At 39.3% G+C, this 26,533-nt stretch carries 20 protein-coding genes and 1 other RNA gene; 15 read left to right on the top strand and 6 right to left on the bottom strand.

Annotation, left to right across the window (positions count from 1 at the left end; genetic code table 11):
• Nucleotides 1-39: 39 nt before the first annotated feature.
• The 3 genes from PYW34_RS10820 to PYW34_RS10810 all read right to left on the bottom strand — a co-directional run bounded on the left by PYW34_RS10820 (nucleotide 40) and on the right by PYW34_RS10810 (nucleotide 1,954).
• Nucleotides 40-324, bottom strand: coding sequence for a hypothetical protein (locus PYW34_RS10820; protein ID WP_002293648.1), 285 nt, complete (start codon nucleotides 322-324; stop codon nucleotides 40-42).
• Nucleotides 325-401: 77 nt separating this feature from the next.
• Nucleotides 402-596: non-coding RNA, 6S RNA (gene ssrS / locus PYW34_RS10815), on the bottom strand.
• Between the two features lie 71 nt (nucleotides 597-667).
• Nucleotides 668-1,954 (bottom strand): replication-associated recombination protein A, encoded by a 1,287-nt coding sequence (locus PYW34_RS10810; RefSeq protein ID WP_002289088.1) that lies wholly within the window; start codon nucleotides 1,952-1,954, stop codon nucleotides 668-670.
• A gap of 137 nt (nucleotides 1,955-2,091) precedes the next feature.
• Here PYW34_RS10810 and PYW34_RS10805 point away from each other — a divergent pair, with 137 nt between their 5' ends.
• The 7 genes from PYW34_RS10805 to PYW34_RS10775 all read left to right on the top strand — a co-directional run bounded on the left by PYW34_RS10805 (nucleotide 2,092) and on the right by PYW34_RS10775 (nucleotide 9,275).
• Nucleotides 2,092-2,763 (top strand): DNA-3-methyladenine glycosylase, encoded by a 672-nt coding sequence (locus PYW34_RS10805; protein WP_002289090.1) that lies wholly within the window; start codon nucleotides 2,092-2,094, stop codon nucleotides 2,761-2,763.
• Entirely contained in the window at nucleotides 2,729-3,217 is a 489-nt protein-coding gene (locus PYW34_RS10800; RefSeq protein WP_002289091.1) for a DUF3013 family protein, read from the top strand. The genes PYW34_RS10805 and PYW34_RS10800 overlap by 35 nt, the downstream gene beginning before the upstream one ends.
• Before the next feature lie 12 nt (nucleotides 3,218-3,229).
• The gene (prmA, locus tag PYW34_RS10795; protein ID WP_002289093.1) at nucleotides 3,230-4,177 is read left to right on the top strand and encodes a 50S ribosomal protein L11 methyltransferase; all 948 of its coding nucleotides are present in this window, start codon (nucleotides 3,230-3,232) and stop codon (nucleotides 4,175-4,177) included.
• Entirely contained in the window at nucleotides 4,178-4,942 is a 765-nt protein-coding gene (locus PYW34_RS10790) for a 16S rRNA (uracil(1498)-N(3))-methyltransferase (protein ID WP_002289095.1), read from the top strand. It abuts the gene before it with no gap.
• Nucleotides 4,943-5,174: 232 nt separating this feature from the next.
• On the top strand, nucleotides 5,175-7,388 hold the full coding sequence (locus PYW34_RS10785; RefSeq protein WP_002289096.1) for a RelA/SpoT family protein: 2,214 nt from the start codon (nucleotides 5,175-5,177) through the stop codon (nucleotides 7,386-7,388).
• A 10-nt stretch (nucleotides 7,389-7,398) separates the two neighbouring features.
• On the top strand, nucleotides 7,399-7,845 hold the full coding sequence (gene dtd / locus PYW34_RS10780; RefSeq protein WP_002289097.1) for a D-aminoacyl-tRNA deacylase: 447 nt from the start codon (nucleotides 7,399-7,401) through the stop codon (nucleotides 7,843-7,845).
• Nucleotides 7,846-8,015: 170 nt separating this feature from the next.
• On the top strand, nucleotides 8,016-9,275 hold the full coding sequence (locus tag PYW34_RS10775) for a cytochrome P450 (RefSeq protein WP_002289099.1): 1,260 nt from the start codon (nucleotides 8,016-8,018) through the stop codon (nucleotides 9,273-9,275).
• 88 nt (nucleotides 9,276-9,363) lie between these two features.
• On the opposite strand, the gene PYW34_RS10770 is transcribed toward PYW34_RS10775, so the two are convergent.
• Complete coding sequence (locus PYW34_RS10770) at nucleotides 9,364-10,311, bottom strand: aldo/keto reductase (protein ID WP_002289101.1); 948 nt, start codon at nucleotides 10,309-10,311, stop codon at nucleotides 9,364-9,366.
• A gap of 393 nt (nucleotides 10,312-10,704) precedes the next feature.
• Here PYW34_RS10770 and hisS point away from each other — a divergent pair, with 393 nt between their 5' ends.
• The 4 genes from hisS to PYW34_RS10750 all read left to right on the top strand — a co-directional run bounded on the left by hisS (nucleotide 10,705) and on the right by PYW34_RS10750 (nucleotide 16,914).
• A complete protein-coding gene (gene hisS / locus PYW34_RS10765) occupies nucleotides 10,705-11,997 on the top strand; it encodes a histidine--tRNA ligase (protein ID WP_002289103.1) in 1,293 nt (430 codons plus the stop codon).
• A 14-nt stretch (nucleotides 11,998-12,011) separates the two neighbouring features.
• Nucleotides 12,012-13,781: an aspartate--tRNA ligase gene (aspS, locus tag PYW34_RS10760; RefSeq protein WP_002289105.1), complete on the top strand. Its 1,770-nt coding sequence runs from the start codon at nucleotides 12,012-12,014 to the stop codon at nucleotides 13,779-13,781.
• A gap of 108 nt (nucleotides 13,782-13,889) precedes the next feature.
• Nucleotides 13,890-14,765: a YitT family protein gene (locus tag PYW34_RS10755; protein WP_002293644.1), complete on the top strand. Its 876-nt coding sequence runs from the start codon at nucleotides 13,890-13,892 to the stop codon at nucleotides 14,763-14,765.
• Nucleotides 14,766-15,030: 265 nt separating this feature from the next.
• Nucleotides 15,031-16,914, top strand: coding sequence for an acyltransferase family protein (locus tag PYW34_RS10750; RefSeq protein ID WP_002303199.1), 1,884 nt, complete (start codon nucleotides 15,031-15,033; stop codon nucleotides 16,912-16,914).
• Between the two features lie 74 nt (nucleotides 16,915-16,988).
• Here the strand turns inward: PYW34_RS10750 and PYW34_RS10745 are convergent, their stop codons facing one another.
• Both PYW34_RS10745 and PYW34_RS10740 read right to left on the bottom strand, forming a co-directional pair.
• Complete coding sequence (locus PYW34_RS10745) at nucleotides 16,989-17,273, bottom strand: GIY-YIG nuclease family protein (protein ID WP_002304776.1); 285 nt, start codon at nucleotides 17,271-17,273, stop codon at nucleotides 16,989-16,991.
• Nucleotides 17,263-17,997, bottom strand: coding sequence for a tRNA1(Val) (adenine(37)-N6)-methyltransferase (locus PYW34_RS10740; RefSeq protein ID WP_002288957.1), 735 nt, complete (start codon nucleotides 17,995-17,997; stop codon nucleotides 17,263-17,265). Before PYW34_RS10740 ends, PYW34_RS10745 begins: the two co-directional genes overlap by 11 nt.
• Before the next feature lie 128 nt (nucleotides 17,998-18,125).
• Between PYW34_RS10740 and PYW34_RS10735 the strand changes: the two genes are divergently transcribed.
• The 4 genes from PYW34_RS10735 to PYW34_RS10720 all read left to right on the top strand — a co-directional run bounded on the left by PYW34_RS10735 (nucleotide 18,126) and on the right by PYW34_RS10720 (nucleotide 26,410).
• Nucleotides 18,126-18,749 (top strand): lysophospholipid acyltransferase family protein, encoded by a 624-nt coding sequence (locus PYW34_RS10735; protein ID WP_002288956.1) that lies wholly within the window; start codon nucleotides 18,126-18,128, stop codon nucleotides 18,747-18,749.
• Nucleotides 18,750-18,940: 191 nt separating this feature from the next.
• A complete protein-coding gene (locus PYW34_RS10730) occupies nucleotides 18,941-20,062 on the top strand; it encodes an exonuclease SbcCD subunit D (protein WP_002288955.1) in 1,122 nt (373 codons plus the stop codon).
• A gap of 6 nt (nucleotides 20,063-20,068) precedes the next feature.
• Entirely contained in the window at nucleotides 20,069-23,197 is a 3,129-nt protein-coding gene (locus PYW34_RS10725; protein WP_002288954.1) for an AAA family ATPase, read from the top strand.
• A gap of 18 nt (nucleotides 23,198-23,215) precedes the next feature.
• Nucleotides 23,216-26,410 (top strand): DEAD/DEAH box helicase, encoded by a 3,195-nt coding sequence (locus tag PYW34_RS10720; protein ID WP_002288952.1) that lies wholly within the window; start codon nucleotides 23,216-23,218, stop codon nucleotides 26,408-26,410.
• Nucleotides 26,411-26,533 lie beyond the last annotated feature (123 nt).

Genomic DNA, 26,533 nt, shown 5'->3' with positions numbered 1-26,533 from the left:
TCTTTTATTGTAGAACACTTTAGGGAAAAAGAGAATTATTTACTGCTTTGGTTCAGCAATTTTTTTTGCAAATCGGATACTGAAGGTGGCAGAAACAATAATTACGATCAGTAAAAAGACCAAGGCAATAAAGCGTTGATTGAAAAAAGCTGTTAAAATACCCATTACGCCTAAAACAGCATATGCAGCACCGTAAAATTGTAGGAATCCTTGATTTTTATCATTTTTGTTGATCAATACAAAAAAGATATCCTGTTTATTAAATAAATAATAGCTAACGAATAATAATACTAAAGTGGCGATAATCATTAAAATCCTAATCATGAACAAATCCTCCAAAATAAGCAACAAATAGAAAAAGCAATTTGCCAAGAGCAAATTGCTTTATTCTTTAAAAGATGGTAATCTCCGTTAATGCCGTTGTTTGTCCTGTAGTATTGATCCCGCGAATTCAAGCAGGTGGGTCCCATGGTCGTAGCTTCGAACTACCAAATGATAAGGCATGTTACCAGCAGTGACACAAGACGGGTCCCAAGATATCAATAAAAATGTTCGGTCAACACACAAAGAGGACAATTCGAACATCACAGATTTCCCACCTCTATAGTAGCATATGAATTTAAAAAGAGCAATGAGAGAGCTCGCAGAAACAGAACCGTTTTCTTGTCTAGTTTTTTGGAGGATGCTTTTTCCACTCTTTTATACGGTAATACTGTTGACCCAGAGCCTGTTCATATTTCCCTGTATCTTTTGGCTGATAATACTGAGCATTCTTCAGTTTATCTGGTAAATATTGCTGATTGACCCAAGCCTGATCAAAATGATGAGGATACTGATAACCCACGCCACGGTTGAGTGATTTCGCACCTTTGTAATGGCTATCTCTCAAATGATCAGGAACATCTCCAGCTTTGCCCTCTCGAATATCAGCAAGTGCTGCATCTAATGCCATGTAGGCAGAATTGGATTTTGGCGACAAGCAAAGATCGACGACGACGTCTGCTAGTGGGATACGTGCCTCAGGCAATCCCAATTTTTCAGCAGCTAATACAGCGTTCACTGTACGAGCCGCAGCAGCAGGATTACCTAAACCTATATCTTCATAACCGATAACCATCAGACGCCGGCAAATACTTGCCAGATCACCTGCCTCAACTAAACGGGCGAGATAATGAAGTGCAGCATCCACATCACTTCCACGAATCGATTTTTGAAAAGCCGAAATAACGTCATAATGAGCATCTCCATTTTTGTCATGGGTAAGAGCTTTTCTTTGGACACATTCTTCAATGATCGACAGTGTAAGATGAATCCTTCCTTCTTTATCTGAAGGAGTCGATAGTGTAGCCAGTTCCAGCCCATTCAATGCACTCCGCAAATCGCCGTTCGTTGCACGCGAAAGGTGAAGAAGAGCATCTTCGTCTAACTGGATTGCTTGTTGTCCAAGGCCGCGTTCTTTATCCCTTAAAGCATGTTCGACTGCCAACTGGATGTCTTGTTCTGTTAATGGTTTGACTTCAAAGATCTGTGTACGGCTGCGGATCGCTGGATTGATGGTAATATAAGGATTCTCAGTAGTCGCTCCGATCAAGATGATTCGGCCACTTTCTAAATGAGGAAGCAGAAAATCCTGTTTTGTTTTATCTAATCGGTGTACTTCATCCAATAAGAGGATCACTGTACCACTCATTTTTGCTTCTTCCGCTACAACTTGTAGATCCTTTTTTGAATCTGTAGCGGCGTTTAGCATGCGAAATGCATAATTAGTAGAGCCGGCGATCGCACTTGCGATACTCGTTTTTCCAGTACCAGGAGGTCCATATAGAATCATGGAAGAGAGCATGCGAGCATCGACCATGCGGCGTATGATTTTTCCTTCCCCGACTAGATGCTGCTGACCAACGACTTCATCGATCGTTCGAGGTCTCATGCGATAAGCCAATGGCTGTTGCATAGGATTTTCCTCCTTCTTGTTTTTACGTCCCTTAATTATATCATATTTAGCAAGATGCCTAGAAAGAACAGCCTTCTGTTGTTTTGTTTTCATAGCTTATCCAACTAATATTGTGTATGATAAAGTAGGTGAGAAAAATGACGGATAAACAAAAGATAGATGAATTTTTTTGGAATAAAACGACGCCAGAAGTGGCACGGGATTTATTGGGGATGTATTTGGAGCATGACACACCAGAAGGAAGATTAGCTGGATATATTGTAGACGCGGAAGCATACCTAGGTCCAGAAGACGAGGCCGCCCATAGCTATGGTTTAAGAAGAACACCGCGTGTGCGGGCAATGTATGAAAAACCAGGTACGATCTACCTTTACACGATGCATACTCATCGGATTTTGAACATCATTACTCAGCCAGAAGGGATTCCTCAAGGAGTAATGATACGTGCAATCGAACCCGCCGCAATGATTGATCAAATGAGTAAAAATCGTGGCGGAAAAACTGGTCCAGATATCAGCAACGGTCCGGGAAAATTAGTGGAAGCATTAGCAATTCCTCAAGAACTTTATGGTCAGTCTATAGCAGATAGTTCGTTACGCTTAGTTTTTGAGAAAAAAAAGACACCAAAAAAGATCAATGCTTTGCCTAGAATCGGTATCCCAAACAAAGGTGTATGGACAGAAAAGCCGTTGCGTTTTGTTGTGTCGGGAAATCCTTATATCTCTTTACAAAGAAAAAACCAAATCGAGAAAGATTGGGGTTGGAGGAAAGAAAATGAAAAAGAAGGATCTATTAACATATTTAGATGAAATAATTGAAAAACAAGTGACAGACTATGATGTAGCTTTAGATTGGGATACAAAAAATCATACGATCGAGATCGTTGTTCGCTTGTTTGCAGAAAATAAAGCACAATTTGAGATTGATGATGCAGAAGGGATCGTTTCGCAAGAACCAATTATCGAATTTGAAGACGGCGTACTTCTTTTTAATCCTCAGAAATCTGTTTTTGATGAACGCAATTATCTAGCAGTAATCCCTTATGAAGGAAAAAAAGGGTTGGCAAAATCAGTAGCTGATTCTTTAGTGGAATATCTAAATGAAGTATTAGCTCAAGGGCAAAGCGATTTGCTTGATTTTTTGGATGAAGACGATGACGAAGCTGTATTCGAGCTTCACTGGGATAATCAACAACTAGCAGAATTAGTAGAAGTAAAACAGCAAAATGAAGCAGATACTTATTTACCGTACCCAAGTTATTAAGGAGTGACAGATATGAAATGGAATGAAGTAAAAGTAGAAACTGAAAGTGAAGCAGTCGAAGCAGTTGCTAATATTTTGATGGAGGCAGGGGCGAGTGGTGTCGCGATTGAAGATTCTTTAGATGTTGAACATTTTCAGTCGGATCAATATGGTGAGATTTTAGATAAAAATGATTTTACATCGCTGAAAGAAGGCGCACTAGTCATGGCTTATTTTCCGGAAACGACTTTCTTACCGGAAATCTTGCCTTTTATCAAAGATCGTATCACACAATTACCTGAGTTTGGTCTAGCTATTGGAAAAAATAAAGTAACAGTTAGTGAAGTAGAGGAAAGCAACTGGGCAACAGCCTGGAAGAAATACTATCATCCGGTGCGTATTACGCGAATGCTGACGGTTGCGCCAAGCTGGGAAAACTACCAGACAGAAGATCCTCTAGAAAAAATTATCACACTAGATCCTGGTATGGCATTTGGCACAGGCACTCATCCCACGACTTCCTTGACATTGACAGCACTAGAAACAGTCTTGCGTGGTGGTGAAACATTGCTAGATGTGGGAACTGGGTCGGGCGTGCTAAGTATTGCAGCAAAATATCTTGGTGCAAAAGATGTCTATGCCTTTGATTTAGACGAAGTAGCCGTTCGTTCGGCGAAAGAAAATATGGATATGAATGAAATAGCCAAAGATGTCCATGTATCAGCTAACGATCTTTTGACAGGAATCGAGATTGAAAGTGATGTAATCGTTGCGAACATTTTAGCAGATATCATCTTATTGATGATCCCAGATGCTTGGCGTTTACTGAAGCAAACAGGCACGCTGATCGTTTCAGGAATCATTGAAGAGAAGAAGCAAATGGTTCTGGATGCCATGTTAGAACAAGGGTTTATCGTGGATCAAATTTTCCAGCAAAAAGACTGGTATGCAATTATTTTGAAAAAACCAGAGGTGGAATAGATGCAGCGGTATTTTTTAAAAGAATCATATGAATCAAAAGACTATTTTGTTTTAGAAGGGGAAAACTATCACCACATTGTACGGGTTATGAGGATGGAACCCGAGGATGAAGTTTTTTTGGCATTCAATGATCAAATAGCCATTGTTGCAGAAATCACGGAGATTACTGAAGAGGCTGTTTATCTGAAAGAAATTAAAAAAGAAGAAAATCAAAAGGAACTGCCAAGTTCGATTACCATAGCGAGTGGCTATCCTAAAGGGGAAAAGCTGGATTGGATCGTTCAGAAATCCACTGAATTAGGAGCGCAAGCTTTTCTTGGTTTCCCGGCATCAGCCTCTGTCGTTAAATGGGATGCAAAAAAACGTATGAAACGACAACAACGGCTTGAAAAGATTGCTCAAGAGGCAGCGGAACAATCCCATCGGCAGATCGTGCCATCAGTAGAGTTATTGGAAACGAAACAAGATTTATTTGAGCGGCTAGATGATTATGACGTGGTCTTGGTTGCTTATGAGGAATCAGCAAAGCAAGGCGAAAAATCAAATGCAGCCAAAATTCTTAGTGAAACAAAACCAGATAGTCGAATCTTAGCTGTCTTTGGACCAGAAGGTGGATTATCCCGCGATGAAGTCGATTATTTTGTAGAACACAAAGGGATACTTTGTGGATTAGGACCAAGAATCCTTCGTACAGAAACAGCACCTCTTTATTTATTAAGTGCTGCTAGCTATCAATGGGAATTAATGAATCCTTCTTTCAGCTAACGTTCTTCATTAATAAAAGAGTATCGACAGAAAGAATTGAAAAAATAGTCAACAATTTGTATAATAGAAACAATTATTTATACAATGGATACGAAAAATCGTTTGAAAAAGCTTTTAAAAAGCGAACATTTCCGTAAAAAAACGTATAACTGCACGGATTTTGGGACAATTATCAAACAGATATTTGTCCCGATTCCCGTTTTACCGAAAAAAGAAAGGGGGATCGATTCCTGTGACAAAAGAAGAAATTTTAACGGGACCCGGTGTCATAAAGCTCGTTAGTCAATACATGGGTCCCGAACATGTAGCATTTGTTGAGAAAGCATGCGAATACGCGACTGCTGCACATGACGGACAGTTTAGAAAATCAGGCGAACCCTACATTATTCATCCTATCCAAGTCGCAGGTATATTAGCAGATTTAAAAATGGATCCCCATACAGTGGCTACAGGCTTCTTACATGATGTTGTTGAAGATACAGAAATCACTTTAGAAGATCTGAGAGAAGAATTTGGCGATGACGTTGCTATGTTAGTGGACGGCGTAACCAAATTAGGGAAAATAAAATATAAATCCCACGAAGAGCAGCTAGCAGAAAACCACCGAAAGATGCTGCTAGCAATGGCTCAAGATTTACGAGTTATCATGGTCAAATTAGCTGATAGACTACATAACATGCGTACGTTGAAGCACCTGCGAGAAGATAAGCAAAGAAGGATCGCTCAGGAAACTTTAGAAATCTATGCGCCTCTTGCACATCGTCTAGGGATCAGCCGGATCAAATGGGAATTAGAAGATACAGCACTTCGTTATCTAAATCCAAAACAGTATTACCGTATCGTCCACTTGATGCAGACGAAGAGAGAAGAACGTGAAAAATACGTAAGTGGTACTGTTGAAGATATTCGAATAGCGACAGAAGAGCTGGGGATTTTTGCAGAAATCTATGGACGGCCAAAACACATTTATTCAATCTATCGTAAAATGAAAGATCAGAAAAAGCAGTTCAACGAAATTTATGACTTGCTAGCTATTCGAGTGATCGTAGATTCAATCAAGGATTGTTATGCTGTATTAGGAGCAATCCACACAAAATGGAAACCAATGCCCGGCAGATTTAAGGATTATATTGCCATGCCAAAAGCTAATATGTACCAATCTTTGCATACTACCGTGATCGGTCCGGCAGGAAATCCGGTAGAAATTCAAATCCGAACACAGGAAATGCATGAAATCGCTGAATTCGGGGTTGCTGCACACTGGGCCTATAAAGAAGGAAAAAATGAAAAAGTAGAACCAGATGGTATGACGAAACAATTAAGCTGGTTCCATGAGATACTCGAACTTCAAGACGAAAGCTATGATGCTTCTGAATTTATGGAAGGCGTAAAAGGAGATATCTTTAGTGATAAAGTCTACGTCTTCACACCAAAAGGAGACGTTACTGAGTTACCAAAAGGATCCGGACCATTGGACTTTGCATACAGTATCCATACAGATATCGGTAACAAAACCACTGGTGCAAAAGTAAATGGCAAAATGGTGCAGCTTGATTACAAATTGAAAAACGGAGATATCATTGAGATCATGACTTCTCCAAATTCATTTGGCCCAAGTCGCGACTGGTTGAAATTAGTTGCTACTAGCAAAGCAAGAAATAAGATCAAACGTTTCTTCAAAGCCCAAGATCGAGAAGAAAATGTGATCAAAGGCCACGAATCCGTGGTCAAATGTATTACAGATCTAGGATTTACGCCTAAAGATATTTTGACGAAGAACAAACTGCAAGAAGCACTCGATCGTTTTAATTATCAAACAGAAGATGATCTCTATGCAGCTGTAGGGTATGGAGAAGTTAGCCCCTTGACGATGGCCAATCGTCTGACTGAAAAAGAACGTAAAGAACAAAAAATCGAGCAGCAAAAGCAAGAAGCAGAAGAAATCATGAATCAGCCGAAAAAAGAACCTGACAAAATGAAAGTACGTCATGAAGGTGGCGTTGTCATTCAAGGGGTAGAAAACTTACTAATTCGTATCAGTCGCTGCTGTAATCCGATTCCTGGTGATGATATCGTTGGTTATATCACTAAAGGCAGAGGGATATCCATTCATCGTCGAGATTGTCCGAATGTTCAGCCTGACAAACCAAATGTAGCAGAACGTTTGATTGAAGTCGAATGGGAAGATACATCGAATACACGAAAAGAGTATGATGCAGATTTGGAAATTTACGGCTATAATCGTTCAGGCTTATTGAATGATGTACTTCAAACAGTCAATGCGCTAACGAAAAATCTCAACAGCGTTGAAGCACGGACGAATAAAGATAAAATGGCGACGATCCATTTGACGGTTGGTATCCAGAATTTATCCCACCTAAAGAGTATCGTGGATAAAATCAAAGCAGTACCTGATGTCTACAGTGTACGCCGGACGAATGGATAGGAGGACAGATATGAGAGCAGTTGTTCAACGGGTAAGTAAAGCTGCTGTGTCAGTCGATCAGCAAGAAATTGGAAAAATTGGCTACGGCCTACTTGTTTTATTAGGCATTCATGAAACCGATACGCAAAAAGATGTGGACTATCTGGTAAAAAAAATTGCACAAATGCGTATTTTTGAAGATGAACAAGGAAAAATGAATATTAGTGTAGAAGATGTGGGAGGACAAATTTTAAGTATCTCTCAATTCACACTGTTTGCGGATACGAAAAAAGGAAATCGACCAAGCTTTGTGGAAGCCGCACGACCAGAAACAGCTATTCCTTTATACGAATCATTCAATGAAGGAATCAGAAGTCGCGGCATCACAGTCGCTACCGGACAATTCGGAGCAGATATGTCGGTTTCTCTCGTCAATGATGGACCTGTAACGATCATTATTGATTCTAAAAACAAATAAAGTAATCTGGTTTTCACTAGTAAAAACTATGAAACACGTCGCTTAAGTTAGACTGATAAACTCTAACTTAAGTGGCTTTTTTGTCTGCAAAAAGCGCTTCTTTTGTCAGCAGTCGGAAAAAAAGTTAAGCTTAAATTATACAAGTTATTTTTTATAGGAGGTTGCTGAAGATGAAAGAAGTACCAGTAGTAGATATCAAAATCACAGATTTAAAAAAATTGTATCAAAAAGGATACAACATGTTGGAGGAGTTACGCCATGAAGCGGACGCTCCCGTCGTCAAAGCAAAGATTTTCAATAAAGAAGCTATCACGATCTACGGATCATCAGCAGCAAAAGTATTTTATGATCCAAGGAATTTCAAACGAAAAGGTGCTATGCCAAAATTAGTATTGAAGACACTTTTTGGTCAAGGTGGAGTACAGACTTTGGATGGAGCTGCTCATCACCATCGGAAAAATATTTTTATGGATCTAATGACACCGGAAAGAATGGAAGATTATCATCGTATCTTAGATAAGAATCTGACACAAGCACTTGAAGCACAGCATGGTCAATTTGAACTATTTGATTTAAGTAAGATGGTTTTCTTTACATCTATTTGCGAGTGGGCAGGTATCAATTTATCAGCGATTTCTAAAGATGAGGTCGAAAAATTAGCAGAATATCAAATCTCTATGATCAGCGGAACGTTTACTTCTCCGATTGATCACATAAAAGGTGTCGAGAATCGCAAAAAATCAGAAAAATGGGCGCAAGGCTTGATTGAAGAAGCTCGACAAAATCCTGTGGCTGGAAAAGAAAATGTGGCATTATATGCTTTTGCCAATGCCACAGATTTAGATGGTCAGCTTTTACCTCTGGAAGTGGCAGCTGTTGAATTATTGAACATCATCCGTCCAACGGTTGCTCTAACTGTGTGGGCGGCATTGATGGGACATGCACTTTTCAGTAGACCAGATTTGTATCAGCAATTAAAAAATGACTTTTCGACGTTACAAGATCCGTTTATTCAAGAAATGAGACGCTATTATCCTTTCTTCCCAATGCTACCTGCGATTTCGCTGAAAGAAGTAGAAGTAGATGGTTATCGTATACCAGAAGGCAGTTGGGTTATTTTAGATTTATATGGAACAGACCATGATGAACGAACAGTTGAAGCGCCAGATTCCTTTATGATCAAACGGTATGTAGGGAAAGCAAAAGATATTTCCTATAAAGAAGAATATGAGATGATTGCACAAGGCGGGGGAAATTTTCGACAAATGCATCGCTGTGCAGGAGAATGGATCACTCTTCATAGTCTACGTGTGTTTTCCGATCAGCTAGTAAATAAGTTTGAGTTCTCTGTACCTGAACAAGATTGGACGATTCCATTCAATCAGTTTCCGACTTATCCGAATAGCCGAGCGCTACTTTACAAGAATTAGATTAGCATAAACTTATCGAAAAAAAGGAAGATCAAACAGTGCTGATCTTCCTTTTTTCATATTACTATAAATTGATAAGGTCAATTGATCAAAATCCACGAAATGCTTCATCAATGGTTTGATAATCTTCATTGGATAAATGCAAATCTAAAGCTTGGACATTGTCAGATACTTGCTCTGGACGCTTAGCTCCAGGTATAACTACAGACACTCGTGGATTCTTCATGTACCAAGCTAAAACAAGTTGCGCAGGAGTGGCTTGGTATCTTTTAGCAATGGGGCGAAGTACATCGACAGCGGTTAAAATTTCTCTGAAACGTTCTCCTTGGAAATCTGGATTTCTTTTTCGAGGATCTCCTTCACCAAATTGTTTTTCCTCACCAAGTTCATATTTTCCTGTCAGCAAACCGGAAGCAAGAGGAAAATAGGGAACAAAACTGATTTTGTTTTTTTCAAGATAAGGGAATAATTCTTTTTCAGCCTGCCGATGGATCAAACTGTATTTATCTTCTACTACATCGACATATCCATCTGCATTCGCTTCTTTCAATTGTTCTAACGTGAAGTTTGACACACCGACTGCTCGGATTTTTCCTGCTTCTTTTAATTCGTGCAATGTAGCAACTGATTCATTTTTTGGTGTGCTTTCATCCGGAAAGTGGATATAAAAAATGTCGATGTAATCAGTTTGCAGACGTTTTAGTGCATCTTCCACCGATTGTTTGAGAAACTCAGGAGAATTATCAAATGTTCGCCCTTTATTTGGTACATGAGCAGCTTTTGTAGCGATGACGACACGTGAGCGATCATATTCTTTTTCCTTCAGTACCTCGCCAATCAGTTCTTCGGAACGGCCGTTTCCGTAAGCATAAGCGGTATCGATCAAATTGATCCCGCTATTCAAAGCTGTACGAACTACTTGTTTTCCTGTCTCATCTTCCAAACCGTCAAAAAGATTATGTCCTCCAACGGCATTTGCTCCTAATCCAAGCTGTTCTGCGTAGACTTGTGAATGTCCGATTCTTATTTCTGCCATAGCTGATTCCTCCTTTTTGTCTAGTCTAAAACAAAATACCAAAAAGCTGAACTAAAACGTTTTTGTGAGGGGAAATAGTCAGATATCTCTTGACTTTGAGACTGGTTTTTAGTAGGTTATAAGTAATATCGAATGTCAATGAAAGAGCGAGTAAGTTTTTGAAACTTTACAAGAGAGGATCATCGAGGCTGAAAATGATCTAAAGTTTCATTAGCCTAAAGACACTCTGGAGATGGACGAGTGAAAAGCCGTCCCGCGTACGAGCGTTATTCGTAAGAGGAAAGAGAAATCTTTCAAAATTAGGTGGTACCGTGTATGAATTTCATTCACCCTTGTTCATGATGAACAAGGGTGATTTTTTTATTTACATAGCTAAGAAAGGGAGAGAAAACTATGAGTTTCCAAAGACCAAAAGGAACAAATGATATTTTGCCAGGCGAATCAGAAAAATGGCAGTTTGTCGAAGAAACAGCACGTTTATTATTCAGAGATTATCAGTATAATGAAATGCGTACACCGATTTTTGAACACTATGAAGTGATATCCCGAAGTGTAGGGGATACAACGGATATCGTTTCAAAAGAGATGTATGATTTTTATGACAAAGGGGAACGCCATGTGACGCTTCGACCAGAAGGTACAGCACCAATCGTTCGTTCTTTTGTTGAGCATAAATTGTTCGGCCCAGAGTATGCGAAACCGTTCAAAACTTTTTATATGGGACCAATGTTTCGCTACGAACGCCCTCAAAAAGGACGGTTACGTCAATTCCATCAAATCGGAGTAGAAGCATTTGGATCAGAAAACCCTGCAACTGATGTGGAGAGCATGGTGATGGCACTTGATTTCTTCAAACAGTTGGGGATCACGCAAATCCGGCTAGTCATCAATTCATTAGGTGATAAAGAAACGCGTCAAGCCTATCGTCAAGCATTGATCGACTATCTTTTACCTTTTGAATCAGAGCTGAGTGAAGACTCTAAACGCCGCCTTCATGAAAATCCATTACGCGTATTGGACAGTAAAGACAAACGAGATCAAAAATTTGTGGCAGAAGCTCCATCTATCTTAGATTATCTAAGCGAGCCTGCTCAAAAACATTTTGATACCGTTGTTTCCATGCTGGATGCATTGGCTGTTCCTTATGAAATCGACAGTAATATGGTTCGCGGACTAGATTATTACACACATACGATTTTTGAAATCATGAGTGACGCACCAAAAATGGGGGCACAAGCAACGATTTGCGCAGGCGGACGTTATGACAATCTAGTGGAAGAACTAGGTGGTCCTTCAACACCTGGCTTCGGATTTGCAATGGGTATCGAGCGATTACTCTTGACTATGGAGGCAGAGGAAGTAGTTATCCCTGCATTTAATGAGTTGGATGCTTACGTGGTCGCACTCGGAGACGAAACAAATATCGAAGCATTGAAAGTGGTCCAAGCGATTCGAAACTTTGGTTTTTCAGCTGACCGCGACTTCATGAACCGTAAAGCAAAAGCGCAATTTAAGACAGCAGATAAAGCGAATGCCAAATTAGTATTGGTGATCGGTGAAGATGAGCTTGCTAGTCAAACGATTAATGTCAAAGCAATGGCAAGCCGAAAAGAAAAAAGTTTTCCATTAGAAGAGATATATGAACATTTTGATGAAGTCTATGATGAAATGACTTTATTCGAGTAGGAGGAAAAAAATAAATGGCACAAAGAACGATCTATTGCGGATTAGTTTCCGAACAACAATTAGAACAAACAGTTACATTAAAAGGATGGGTACAAAAAAGACGAGACCTTGGGGGAGTAATCTTTATCGACCTACGTGATCGTGAAGGAATCGTTCAAATCGTCTTTAATCCTGAAATCAACAAAGAAGCATGGGAAATCGCGGATAAATGTCGCAGTGAATACGTGATCGAAGTGACTGGGGAAGTTAGAAGACGCGGAGAAAATGCAGTAAATCCTAAAATGGCCACTGGTGAATTCGAAGTGATTGCAAGTGAAATCGTGATTTTGAATCAAGCAAAAACCCCGCCATTTCAAATTGAAGATGATCAAGCAATCAGTGACGAAATACGTTTGAAATATCGTTATTTGGATCTGCGTCGTCCAAAAATGACTAAAAACATCAAATTAAGAAATGCGACAACAAAAGCGATTCGTCATTATTTAGATGATAATGACTTTCTCGATATCGAAACACCTTACCTAGGGAAATCTACACCAGAAGGCGCAAGAGACTACCTAGTTCCTTCACGTGTCCATGCTGGACATTTCTATGCGTTGCCGCAATCTCCTCAATTGTTTAAACAATTGCTGATGAATGCTGGATTCGACCGTTATTATCAAATCGTTCGTTGTTTCCGCGATGAAGATTTACGTGGAGACCGTCAGCCTGAATTTACGCAAGTAGATATTGAAACAACGTTCTTAACAGCAGAAGAAATCCAAACTTACACAGAGGGATTGATTGCGAAGGTAATGAAAGAAGTTCGCGGTATCGAAGTCACATTGCCATTTCCTCGTATGACCTATGATGAAGCAATGGCTCGCTACGGCAGCGACAAACCGGATACACGTTTTGATATGGAATTGATCGATCTAAGCGATACAGTCAAAGAAGTAGAATTCAAAGTCTTCCAAATGGCTCTTGAAAACGGCGGTGTCGTGAAAGCATTGAATGCTAAAGGCGCTGCAGATCGCTACTCACGAAAAGACATGGATCAGTTAGGTCAATATGTAGGACAATTCGGAGCTAAGGGGCTTGCATGGCTGAAAGTAGAAGAAGACGGATTGAAAGGTCCAATTGCTAAATTCATGGGAGAAGCAACAGAAGCAATCATTAAAGCAACAGATGCAAAACCAGGTGACTTGCTGATGTTTGGCGCAGATAAAAGTGAAATCGTCGCTGCTGCATTAGGTGCTATCCGGACACGTTTAGGAAAAGAATTAGGACTAATTGATGAATCGAAATTCAATTTCTTATGGGTAACTGATTGGCCACAATTTGAATTTTCAGAAGAAGAAGGTCGATATGTCTCTGCTCACCATCCATTCACGATGCCAAAAGAAGAAGATATCCCGTTATTGGCTGAAGACCCTGCAAAAGTCTATGCAGAAGCTTATGATATCGTCTTGAACGGTTATGAACTAGGCGGAGGTTCTATCCGTATTCATACTCGTGAGCTTCAAGAAAAAGTACTAGAAACTCTAGGCTTTACAAAAGAACAAATGGAAGAACAATTTGGTTTCTTGTTAACAGCTTTAGATTACGGATTCCCTCCACATGGCGGTATTGCATTAGGATTGGACCGTTTTGCAATGTTATTAGCCGGAGAAGATAATATTCGTGAAGTCATTGCCTTTCCTAAAAACGGAAAAGCAGCAGATGTGATGAGTGATGCACCAAGTATGGTTTCGCCTTTACAATTGTTCGAATTGAATATTGATGTAACGAATATAGAAGAATAGCCGATAAAAAGGTAAAAAGGATTTGTCGAATACGCTTCTTTTGACAACCTTGATTTAATTGAAAAACACTTTATAATGAAGCCATAACATATAAAGCGGGGCTTTTCCATGAAAAAAACATTCGAAAATTGGGCTTATCATGATTACACGACCAAGCTTTCGGTATCTATCGTTTATGCGTTGATCGCATCAGTCGCATTGAATTTCTTTTATCAGCCAGGACATATTTATTCAAGTGGTATTACTGGTCTAGCTCAGATTTTGACGACTTTGTCAAAATCACTGATAGGATTCGAAGTACCGGTATCAACAACTTTGTATTTACTGAATATACCTTTGTTTGTATTGGCGTGGTTAAAAATCGGGAAGAAGTTTACAATTTTCACTTTTATCACAGTCACTTTGACCTCCCTTTGTATCCATATTTTACCGGAAACAGTCCTATCTACCGATCCAATCATCTGTGCGTTGTTTGGGGGGGCTGTGATGGGACTAGGTATTGGGCTAGCGTTGAGAAACGGCCTATCATCGGGCGGTCTAGATATCGTGAGTATCACGATTCGTAAAAAAACAGGAAAGTCGATTGGTTCTATTTCGATCTACTTCAATGCATTGATCGTTTTTGTTGCCGGAATTCTATTTGGCTGGCAATATATGTTTTACAGTACGTTGTCTATTTTCGTCAGTGGAAAAGTAACTGATGTCGTTTATACTAAACAAAAGAAGATGCAGGTAATGATCGTAACGAAACATCCAGAAAAAGTAGTAAATGAAATCCAAAACTGTATGCGTAGAGGGATCACGATCATCAATGAAGCAGAAGGTGCTTATAAGCATGATAAGCAGACAGTATTGATGACGATCGTTACACGATACGAACTGCCTCTACTTAGAGAAGCAATGAAAGCTTCTGATCCACAAGCTTTTGTAAGTATTGCAGAAAACGTCCAGATACTTGGTCGTTTCTATGAGGATGGCATTTAGATCGAGTTTGACAAAAATTCATGAAATACTGCTGTAGACAGACGTTCGTTTGTCTGCAGTTTTTTTCTACCATAGTAGAATCAGCAAAGAAAAACTGCTTTTTTATTTGAAATTTTCTTAAAGTTGAAAAAAAGCATGTTTATTTTTTTAAATTTATGGGATGATAGAAAAAAATAGTAGAGAAAGGACACGATTCTACTTGCTATTTTCACTTAATACCCGTATATTACGAATGAAAAAAGTTTATGAAAAGTTGGAATATTGAATGGAAAAACAAAAAAGGTTAAAAAACAGCCGCTACATCACTGGGTTTGATGGGCTCCGTTCATTAGCTGTGGTGGGTGTTATCTTCTATCACCTTCTGCCAACTAGTATGAAAGGCGGCTATTTGGGCGTTCCGATTTTTTTCGTCGTATCTGGTTATTTGATCACGGATCTGCTGCGGCAGGAATGGGAACAAAATGGAAAAATCAATATTTGGCAATTTTATGTCAGAAGAATGAAGAGACTCTATCCGGCACTTGTTTTTATGCTTGTGACAGCTTCGGCTTATATCACTTTGTTTCAGCGAGGGCTGTTAAACAATCTTCGAGGAGTTGTGGTCAGCAGCTTACTGTATGTCAACAACTGGTGGCAAATCAATAACGGTTTATCTTATTTCGATCGATTTGCTAATGAGTCACCGTTTACGCATATCTGGTCTTTAGCAGTAGAAGGTCAAAACTATTTGGTTTGGCCGATCTTGTTTGTATTGTTGATGGTATTTGTTCGTAAAAGAAAATGGATCTTTTATACTGTGTTAGGTACATCCTTCCTCTCCGCCATCTTGATGATGATCTTGTATACACCAGGAGGCGATCCAACCCGTGTTTATTACGGTACCGACACTCGTCTGTTTTCTATATGGTTGGGAAGTGCGCTTGCGTTTGTTTGGCCAAGTACGCGTTTAAAGAAAAACATCCCGAAACAAGCGAAAAATATTCTGAATATCGCTGGAGGAATCTCGCTTTTGGCACTGATTCTTTGCTTCTTCTTTTTAGATGATCATTACAATTTCATCTATTACGGAGGAATGCTCCTAGTGAGTCTGTTATGCGTAGTGCTAGTTGCAGTGACAGCACACCCCGGAGCAAGTTTGAATCGATGGCTGACAAATCCAGTATTTACTTGGATTGGCAAACGAAGCTATGGCATTTATCTGTATCAGTTTCCAGTTATGATTTTTTATGAAGCAAAGGTGACTGATATTGCCGATCATGTTTTGTTGCATACTTTAGTGGAAATCACATTGATTCTAATCATCAGTGAACTTTCTTATCGATATGTGGAGCGTCCGCTAGCACGTTTTGATTATGGTCGTACATTCCAAGTGATGAAAGGATGGTTCAGCAAACCGATCATCAGTAAGAGCAAACCATGGGTTGTTCCAGGCACATTACTTGTAGCAATTGCACTCGTTGGTTTCGTTACGGCACCGAAAAACGCTGTAACAGCCGATCAAAAACAACTGCAGGCAAAAATCGCTGAAAGTAAAAAATTAGCAGAAGAAACCAGAAACAATTCAGAAAACACCACTAGTTCGGTTGACCAAGCGATCCTTGATAAGTACGAGTTGTCCAAGGCACAAGGGAATAAGGCACAAAAATTAGAACTAACGGCATTTGGTGATTCAGTTATGTTGGATGCTGCAACGGATCTACAAGAACTTTATCCAAAAGTAGTGGTAGATGGAGATGTCGGACGACAATTATATGCCAGTGTACCGTACATTGAAAAATTAAAGGAACAAGATTTGTTGAAAGACACTGTTCTGATTGGACTAGGAACGAATGGCTCATTCTCGGAAGCTCAGTTTGATAGTGTGATGGATGCAATCGGTGATCGAAAAGTATACTGGGTCAATGTCCGAGTACCGACGAAGCGCTGGCAAAATGACGTGAATGCGATGCTTGAACAGATGACGAAAAAATACGACAATATGACGCTGATTGATTGGTACAGCTACAGTAATGACCATAGTGACTGGTTTTATGATGATCAAGTCCATCCAAATCCTGAAGGGATGACACATTACATTCACTTAGTCAGCGAAGCCTTGCTAGGAGGAAGTTCAAGTACGAACAGCAGTGAGACAAACGTGACAGAATGATAGCTACAAAAAACTTCAGGCAAAAACATTTGTTTTTGCCTGAAGTTTTTTTATATTTACCGTGTTTTTAACATTCATATAGATTCAGGAAGCAAAACGGTTGAGTGTGTCTGTAAATAACGTTCTTTTTGTTTTCGGGTGAGTTTTTTGAATGCAGCTTCTGCTTTTGTTGCTTCGCTTCTTGAAGAAAATACTTCTGCATGGATCATCTTAACAGGTCTTCTTTTTTGAAGACGAGTATATTTAGCACCAGTACCATTGTTATGTTCCTCTAATCGTCTAGAAAGATCGGTTGTATATCCACCATAAAATGTCTGATCTTTACAGAATAATACGTAAAAATAATGTTCATTTGCCATAGAGCATCTCACGAATCTCTGCAGTGTATTCTCCATCCATATTGTAAGTGATCAATGGTGGAGCGACTTTGAATCCGTCTAATTTGCCTTCTTTGATTCCTTCAACTAACAAAATATTTGCCTCTTTTCCAGGTTTTGGGTAAACAAATTGGATCCTTTTAGGTGCAATTCGATAGTCTTCCATGACCTGAATGATTTCTAAGAACCGATCAGGACGATGGACCATAGTAAAGCGTCCATTTGTTTTTAGTAGCTTACTTGAAATATCGATCACTTCTTCTAACGTCGTATGAATCTCATGACGGGCGATTGCCAGGTGTTTATTAGGGTTCGTTTTATTTGTTGGCAGCCCTTTGAAATAAGGTGGATTACAGACGACTAAGTCACAAGAATTATGTCGAACGACAGATAAGCTGTCTTTCAGATCGATGGTGTGGACAGTCATTTGTTCATTTAAATGGTTAAGCGCGATACTACGTCTTGCCATGTCTGCTAGACGAGGTTGAAGTTCGATAGCGTCGATAGCCGCCTGGGTTCGTTTACTTAAAAAAAGTCCAACTGCGCCATTTCCTGCACAAAGGTCAACAATCTTCCCTTTTTTAGGTACACGGGAAAAGTGAGCAAGCAGCACAGCATCTAAAGAAAAAGAAAACACTTTGGAACTTTGGATAATCTTGATATCTTCTGCGTATAATTGGTCGATTCGTTCGTCTTCGTGAAGCATGGATTCCCTCCAAAATGAAAAAAATAGTCGTCTGTATTATACTATTTTTATTAAAAAGAACCAAGGTGGCTTGTCAAACCTCTATTTTTTATGCATACTATGACCATAAGAAGGGAAAGGAAGAGACTATGTTTTATCGATTTATGCGCGGGGTAGTTCGAGTACTATTAGCCTTAGTTAATGGAAATGCCCGCTATGAGAATAAAGAAGTTTTACCGCAAGATGAGAATTACATACTAGTTGCTCCCCATCGTACTTGGTGGGACCCATTATATCTGGCGGTAGCTGCAGCACCCAAGGAATTCAGCTTTATGGCAAAAGAAGAACTGTTCAAAAATCCAGTTCTGCGATTTATATTAACTCGATCCAATGCTTTTCCAGTTAAAAGAGAAAATCCAGGACCAAGCGTCATTAAAACACCTGTAAAGATTTTGAAATCGACAAATTTGAGTTTGATCATGTTTCCCAGTGGGACAAGACATGCTACAGAACTTAAAGGCGGAATGGCATTGATTTCCAGAATGTCTAAAGCGAAAATCGTGCCAGCTGTATATCAAGGTCCGTTGACACTTGGGGATCTGTTCAAGCGTCAGAGAGTGACAGTGCGTTTCGGCGAACCAATCGACTTATCAGATATCAAGAAAACGGATAAAGAAGGTATGGCGGAGATCGAACGACGAACACAAGCAGCTTTTGACAAATTGGACAAAGAAGTGAACCCTGATTTCAAATATGAAGTCAAAAAAAAATAAAATGATAAGTTTATGCGTGGGCGGTCTTTTGAATCTACTGTCCTGTTCAGTTCAGACTTTTTCAATGAAAACGAGGGAGAGACGTCAAGTCTGCCCTCTTTTTGCGTTCCAATATGTAAAATAGAAGACAGGTGTCATGTAATGGATCAAAGTGTTATAATAATTAGAAGGACATTTTTTGAGGTGATTGAATGCGTTTTTTACATACAGCCGATTGGCATATCGGAAAAAAACTACAAGGTTATGACTTGATTGAAGACCAGCGTCATGTACTATCTTCTATACTAGATATCGCGAAAGAAGAAAAAGTAGAGGCAATCGTGATTGCCGGAGACTTATATGATAGGAGTGTCCCAGCTGTTGATGCCGTAGAATTATACAATGAATTGATGGTCGATTGGAATTTAAAGGAAAAGATCCCGATTTTTGCTATATCAGGAAATCACGATAGCAGTACGAGACTTTCAGCGGGTACGCCATGGTTCAGTTATTCGAACTATTTTTTGCGAACACAGCTAGCAGAAGCATTTGAACCAGTCGAGTTTAAAAACGTACAATTTTTCTTTCTTCCTTACTTTGAACCAATTGCAGCGAGATTATATTTTGAAGATGACAATATCCGAACGATCAAGCAAGCGGTAGCCAAGGTGATAGATAAAATGCAGGAGCTATTTGATTCAGAAAAAAAACAAGTATTGATTAGCCATTTTTTTGTAATGGGAAGTGTAAAATCTGATTCGGAAACGAAAATCGAAGTAGGCGGGTTGGATTCGATCCCTGGTGAACTACTTACACCGTTTGATTATGTAGCACTAGGACATTTGCATAATCAAGCTGCTTTGAGACAGGATAATGCTCGCTATAGCGGTTCCCCATTGAAATTCTCTTTATCTGAGATCAACCAAAAAAAAGGCGTATGGATCGTTGACCTGACAACAGGCCTGGAGTTGAATTTTAGGGAGATCGAACCCCTGCATGATATTGAAGAAATAACAGCGAGTTTCAAAGAATTGCTGGATCCTGCCTTTTATCAGTCCGTCAATCGGGAGAATTACATCTATATCTATCTCACTGATAGAACGATCATCCCGAATATGATGAACCAGCTTCGGCAAATATATCCTCGTATTTTGGGGATTGAACGGGCAAACGGTCGAGCAGAACAAACAAAGCGCAAACGAAAAGTACTAGAAATGAAAGATCCTCAAAAATTAGCAGAAGCATTTTTTAGTGAAATGACGGAAGAGCAGCTAACTGCAAACCAAGAAAAATGGCTCGGAGAAACGTTGCAAGAAATCATGGAAATGGAATGATCAAGAATGAAACCGAAAAAATTACAACTTAAAAATTTTGGTCCTTTTATCAATGAGACCGTAGATTTTTCACGTTTGACAGAAGCACCGCTTTTTTTGATCAGCGGGAAGACAGGAGCTGGCAAAACGACGATTTTTGATGGGATCACCTTCGCACTTTTTGGTGAAACTTCCGGAAGACTTCGCTCTGGAAAAGAGATGCGTTCTTTGTTTGCTACACCAGACGAAGAAACAAGCGTGACTTTTTCTTTTGAACATCAGCAGATGAGCTATGAAATCGAACGAAAACCAGAACAAGTTTTAGCAAAACGAAAAGGAAACGGAACAAAAAAACAGGCAGCCAAAGTAACGTTGACCATTTTTGATGGGAAAGGAAAAGAAATAAAACAAATCACAAAACGTACAGAAGCAGATCAGTTGATCAGAGAACTGATGAATCTCGATGCGAAACAGTTTTCTCAAATCGTTTTACTACCCCAAGGAGAATTCCGTAATTTTTTGGTTTCATCAAGCAGTGATAAAGAGACTGTTTTACGTCATTTATTCGGTACTCAATTTTTCCAACAGTTCAATGAGCGATTAAAAGAAAAAGCAAAACAACAGCAACAAAAATTGGATCATTTAGAGCAAGAGCTGCATCTTCTGCAAAAAAGGTTTGTTTTAGTCAAAGAAGAGGAACCAGCAGCAGGGTTTGAAGCCGTTTTAGCCCAATGGACAAACCATCAGGCAATACTCGAAAAACAAATCACGGAAGAAAAAGAAGCTCTAACGGAACTTCAGGAAAAACAAAAGCAACTAGAAAATTCCTACTATCGTTTTGAAAGCTTGAAAAAAAGTTATGAAGAAAAAACGATATTAATAAACAAGCAAAAGGAATTAGCTGCTCAAAAAGACGAAATAGAGGAAAAGAAACGATGGATTGGGTATTATGAATTTACGCAACGATTAGTCGAACCAATCCAGCGCCTACAAGAAATAAAAGTTGAAAAAATAGAACTGTCACAAAAAAGTAGTGAGCAAACAAAGAAACTAGCGATGACTACGCAGAATTATGAAGAGTGGCAAAAAAATGAAGCAAACCGCGTACGCCGACAAACAAAAATCAAAGAAGCTGCTCAAAAACTGCAAAACAAACAGATGATGGTGCCAATTGTCGAATCCTTACGTAGTAAAAAACAAGACGCAGAACAATTAACAATTTCATTGGATAAAGAAGAATTGAATGCCGAGAAGCTGTATCAAAATCTCGCTATCTATCAGGAAAGAACTCGAATTCTTCAAGAAAATTTACTGGATCAGGAAAAACTGCAAGAAGATCGTCTTGCTTTTGGACAGTTAAAATATCTAGATGAAAAGCAGCAAGAAATAGAAAAACAAAAAGCAAAAGACACTGGGTCGCTCGCACAGATAAGAGAAGAACTCAAAAAAGCAACTGAAGAAATAACAAAAAATAGTCAGCTATTGAAAGAACAGACAGAACAAGCAGAACAGCTGAAAAGCCAATGGGCAAAGCAGCAAATTGCTCGTCTTCAGCTTTTTTTGCGTCCAGGGGAGCCATGTCTTGTTTGTGGATCAACGGAACACCCCATACAACAATTAAAACACGAACAGCCAAATAAGGAAGATATCTTAAAAGTAGAACAACAACTGGCAGAAGCTGAGTCTGCTGTAGAAAGAACTCAGCAAATCATTGCCAAAAGTGAAGCACATGAAAATAATCTTCAACAACAATTATCAGATTTAGAACAAAAAATCATGGCAACGAATATACAATTGGCTGAACAAGAAGAACACTTGCAACAGGCTTTGAAAAAGGCATTTCCTGAGATAACAGAACAAAAAACAAAAACAACTCTTGTAGTAATCGAACAATCTTTAGATAGACGAAAAAGCAAGATGGCCAATGCAAGAATAGAGCTGGAAGAAATAAGACAACAAGCAGAAAAGCTCGAACAACAATTAGCTGTCTACAAACAGCAGCAGACAGAAAAAAATAATCAGCTCCAGCAACTGCAAGGAGAAATCAAAAGTTTAGAACAACAATTGCAAGATACGGATAGTAACTGTTTAGAAGAGGAGATACGACGACTTGAAAAACAGTTAGAAGAAGACTCGAATCAACTAGCTGTTGAGCAGAAAGCAGGAGTGCAATTGTTGCAAGATCTTCATACGCTTCGGACACAGCTTGATCTTCAACATGAACAAATAGAAAAAATAGATGAAAAAATAGAAAAGGAACAAGAAAGAATAGCTAAAAAGTTAGAAAGCCAGTCGTATTTTTCAACAATTGAAGAAATCTGTGCATTTGCACAACAGCAAGCACAATATAAAGAAAACCAACGTACAGTTACTTCTTATCATGAAGAGCAATTAGTGACAGCTGACCGGCTGCGTCAATTAGAAAATATCCAGCTAACTGAGACATTCCCAGATACAGAAGAGATCAGCCAACAGTTAGAAGAAATAAGACGTATGATCGAAATAAAGCAAGAAAAGATATACGGTTTACAAGAACAAAAAATTAGTAATCAAAAAATCTACGATGAATGTCTTTCGATTTATCACACAAGCCAGACGAAATTAGATGAGCTTACGCAATTACAGCAGCTTTCGCAAACATTCAACGGAGAAAATCCTAAGAAGACTAGTTTGGAACGGTATGTGCTTCAGGTTTATCTTCAAGAAGTGTTACAAGTAGCAAATGATCATCTCCAACGTTTAACGAAAAATCGTTATCAATTTGAGCTAGCGGATACCATTGGCAGTTATCGAGGGAAAACCGGATTAGAAATCAATATCTATGATGATCAGGCAGGTATGTCTCGAAGTGCGCATACCCTGTCTGGCGGTGAGAGTTTTATTGCAGCACTTTCTTTAGCATTAGCTCTTGCCGATGTGATCCAGACACAAGCTGGTGGTGTAGCAATCGATGCATTGTTTATTGATGAAGGATTTGGGTCATTAGATGAAGAAGCTTTGGAAATGGCAATGGAAGCTTTAGAAACGATCGAAAGTGAAGGAAGAATGATCGGCATCATTAGTCATGTAAGAGAATTGAAAGAACGAGTATTACAACAAATAAGAATTGATACAGAAGGTAGCGGACAAAGCAAAATACGCTATCAACTTGGATAAAAAGGGAGATTGGTAACTATGAAATGGAGTATTCCAGAAAAAGTCATTGCACGTGGACGTCAATACTTGCAAGAAGGCCGAGTGTTATCGGTTGTCCCTGACCAAGAAGAAAACGTGTGGCATGCAGAAGTCTTGGGCAGTGAATTGTATATGGTTGATTTGGATGGTACAGCAAAAGAGATAGATTACTGCCAATGTCCCTATTGGGAGGAACATAAATATTGTAAGCATACAGTTGCTGTGGAACTTTATTTACGGTCGAAAAATCTATCTCGTATCATGAAAAAAGACCAGCCAATGCTAGAACCGGTAAAAGCAACAAGTGAGGGAGAAATCATTGCAAAAGGTTTTTCTCGTCTAAAAACACAAAACAATCCTCAAGCGGTGCAACCTTTGATTATTGAATACCAAGTAGAAACGATTGAGACTAATCAGTATCACCCAGAGCTTTCTATTTTGGCACTTTACTTGCGTATCGGTTCATTGGCATCACCGAAAAAAACATATATCGTAAAAAACATCTATGATTTTTTACAAGCTTACACAGAAAAAGAAACTTACACTGTTAATAAACAGTACCAGTTTCGTCTAGATAAACGGGCGTTTCAAAAAGAAGATCAAAAAATACTCACGCATCTTGCAGGAAGTGCTCAGACGCATCAATTATTAGGTACGAACGGCTTACAAGTCAAAGGAAAACTAGATAAAAGATATCTGCTTCTCCCAGTAGAACAAGCCCGCTTCCTGTTAGAGCAGATGAATCAGACTACACGTTTGCATCTGCAGATAAATGAACAAAACGATCAAGGAATACAATTTTCCGATCAAAACAAACCTTTATCATTCAAAGTGGAAAAATTTGGAGAAGATTATTTGCTGCAAGCATTGAATGATTTTGATTTTTTCTTTATGCATTATCAGTGGGGAGTTATCCAAGGGACATTTTATTCTCTGACGAAATATCAACAAACGGTTTATCAAACTTGGAAACAATTGATTCGCCGATTGGAGAAACCAGAAGTAGTGTTCAAGAAAAAAGAATTACCGTCTTTGTTTAAAGAGATTATCCCTCTGCTGTCAGAGATCGGCGACGTAGCTATTGCCCCTGCAGTAGAAGAGGAAGTAGCAGATATCCCCGTCGAATTTATTTTCTTTTTCCGAAAAGCAAAAGGAAAAATCCAAGCTCGAGTCGATTTCGTCTATGGTGAAGTCATCTATTCGACTGACCCGAAGCATGAGGTCTCGACAGAACAGGCTTTTCAGGTGTTACGTGACACAGTAGAAGAGAAACGAGTACTTGATCTATTCAGAATGTATCGCTACCAGAAAAATGAAACTGGTTATGAACGTCCATTGCCAAGCGGGGAAGAACTATATGCCTTTTTCCGCACAGAACTATCTGTCTTCCGTCAGTTTGGTGAAGTCAGACTTGGAAGAAAATTGCGAGAGTTGTATTTAGATGCGCATAAACATCAACCGAAAATCGAAGTAACCGAGACCGGTTCATGGCTCGATATTCGATTCGATGTGACAGGGATAGAGGAGCAAGAAATCGATCATGTCCTGCAAAGCTTGCTGAGAAATGATGCTTTTTATACATTAGAAAATGGTCAGGTTCTTTCTTTTGATTCAGAAGAATTTCAACAAACAAGCCAAGTGTTGCAACAATTACGGGAATCGATACGTACAGAAGAAGGAACGATCCATGTACCTAAAAATCAAGGATTGATCATTCAAAATCAATTGGAAAAAAGCAATGCTACTTTTAGTGAATCGTTCCAAACGATGGTACAAGATCTCATTCATCCAGAAAGATACCAGGCACAGCTTCCCAAAGGATTGAATGCAACGATGAGAGATTATCAAAAGCAAGGTTTTCGATGGTTGAAGATGTTAGGTCATTATCAGTTTGGCGGTATTTTAGCCGATGAAATGGGACTTGGGAAAACACTACAGACAATTGCCTTTTTACTTTCGGAAAAAGAAGAACGGAAAAGCTTCTCTGCTTTGATCGTAGCGCCTGCGAGCTTAATTTACAACTGGCAGGCAGAGGTGAGAAAATTCGCCCCTTCTTTAAGTATCCAAGTAATCAATGGGAATAAAAAAGAACGTGAAGAATTACTGGCTAAAGACACAGATATCCGAGTGACTTCTTATGCCAGCTTAAGACAGGATCTAGCTAATTATCAGTCGCAAAAAATTGATTATTTGATTCTTGATGAGGCACAAATGGTCAAAAATAGCAGTACGAAAACTGCACAAGCATTGAGAGAATTAGCTGTACCTCAGCGGTTTGCACTGAGTGGGACACCAATCGAGAATAATTTAGAAGAATTGTGGTCATTGTTTGCAACGATTATGCCAGGATTTTTCCCGACTAAAACAAAATTCAGGGAACTTGCCGCAGAAGAAATTGCGCAAATGATTCGACCGTTTATTTTACGGCGAGATAAACAAACTGTGTTGAAAGACTTGCCGGAAAAAACAGAGATGAATCTATATTCTGCACTTACAGAAGAACAAAAAACTGTTTATTTAGCTTACTTGCGTCAAATGCGTGAAGAAATCACATCAATGGATTCTGAAGCATTCAAGAAAAACCGGATCGGGATACTTGCTGGTCTGACAAGACTGCGACAAATTTGCTGCGATCCTCGTCTGTTTATTGAAGATTACCAAGGCGGTTCCGGCAAGCTCGAACAAGTAAAAGATCTACTGGTAGCTGCCAAAGAGAACAAACGAAGAGTTTTGCTGTTTTCTCAATTTACAGGGATGCTGACTATCTTGCAAGAAGAGTTAGCCGAGCTAGGGATCTCGACATTTTATTTAAGAGGCAGTACGAAACCACAAGATCGGTTAAGTATGGTAGACGCATTTAATGCTGGCGAAAAAGATGTTTTTCTGATTTCCTTAAAGGCTGGGGGAACTGGATTGAATCTCACGGGAGCAGATACGGTCATCTTGTATGACCTTTGGTGGAATCCTGCCATTGAAGAACAAGCTGCTGGACGTGCACATCGGATCGGACAAAAAAATGTGGTAGAAGTGTGGCGTATGATCTCTGAAGGAACGATTGAGGAACGCATGGATTCACTCCAGCAAGAAAAACGCGAACTGTTCCAAAAAGTGATCCAAGGTAATGAAGAACAGTTGACGAAACTGACTGAAGAAGACATCCGCATGATTTTAAGTGTAGGAGAAATCGAGGAGTAAGAGACTCGAAAAAGCGTTCAGTAATGGGTAAGAAAGCCTTTCTAAAGAAGCGATTGTTTATTTGATTTAAAAAATAGCAAGGAGGCTGGGATTCCATTTTATCCCAGCTTCCTTGCTATCATT

Source organism: Enterococcus faecium (assembly GCF_029023785.1).
Taxonomy (GTDB): domain Bacteria; phylum Bacillota; class Bacilli; order Lactobacillales; family Enterococcaceae; genus Enterococcus_B; species Enterococcus_B faecium.
The sequence above is the reverse complement of the archived record's forward strand: the minus strand, read 5'-3'. Positions and strand labels throughout refer to the sequence as shown.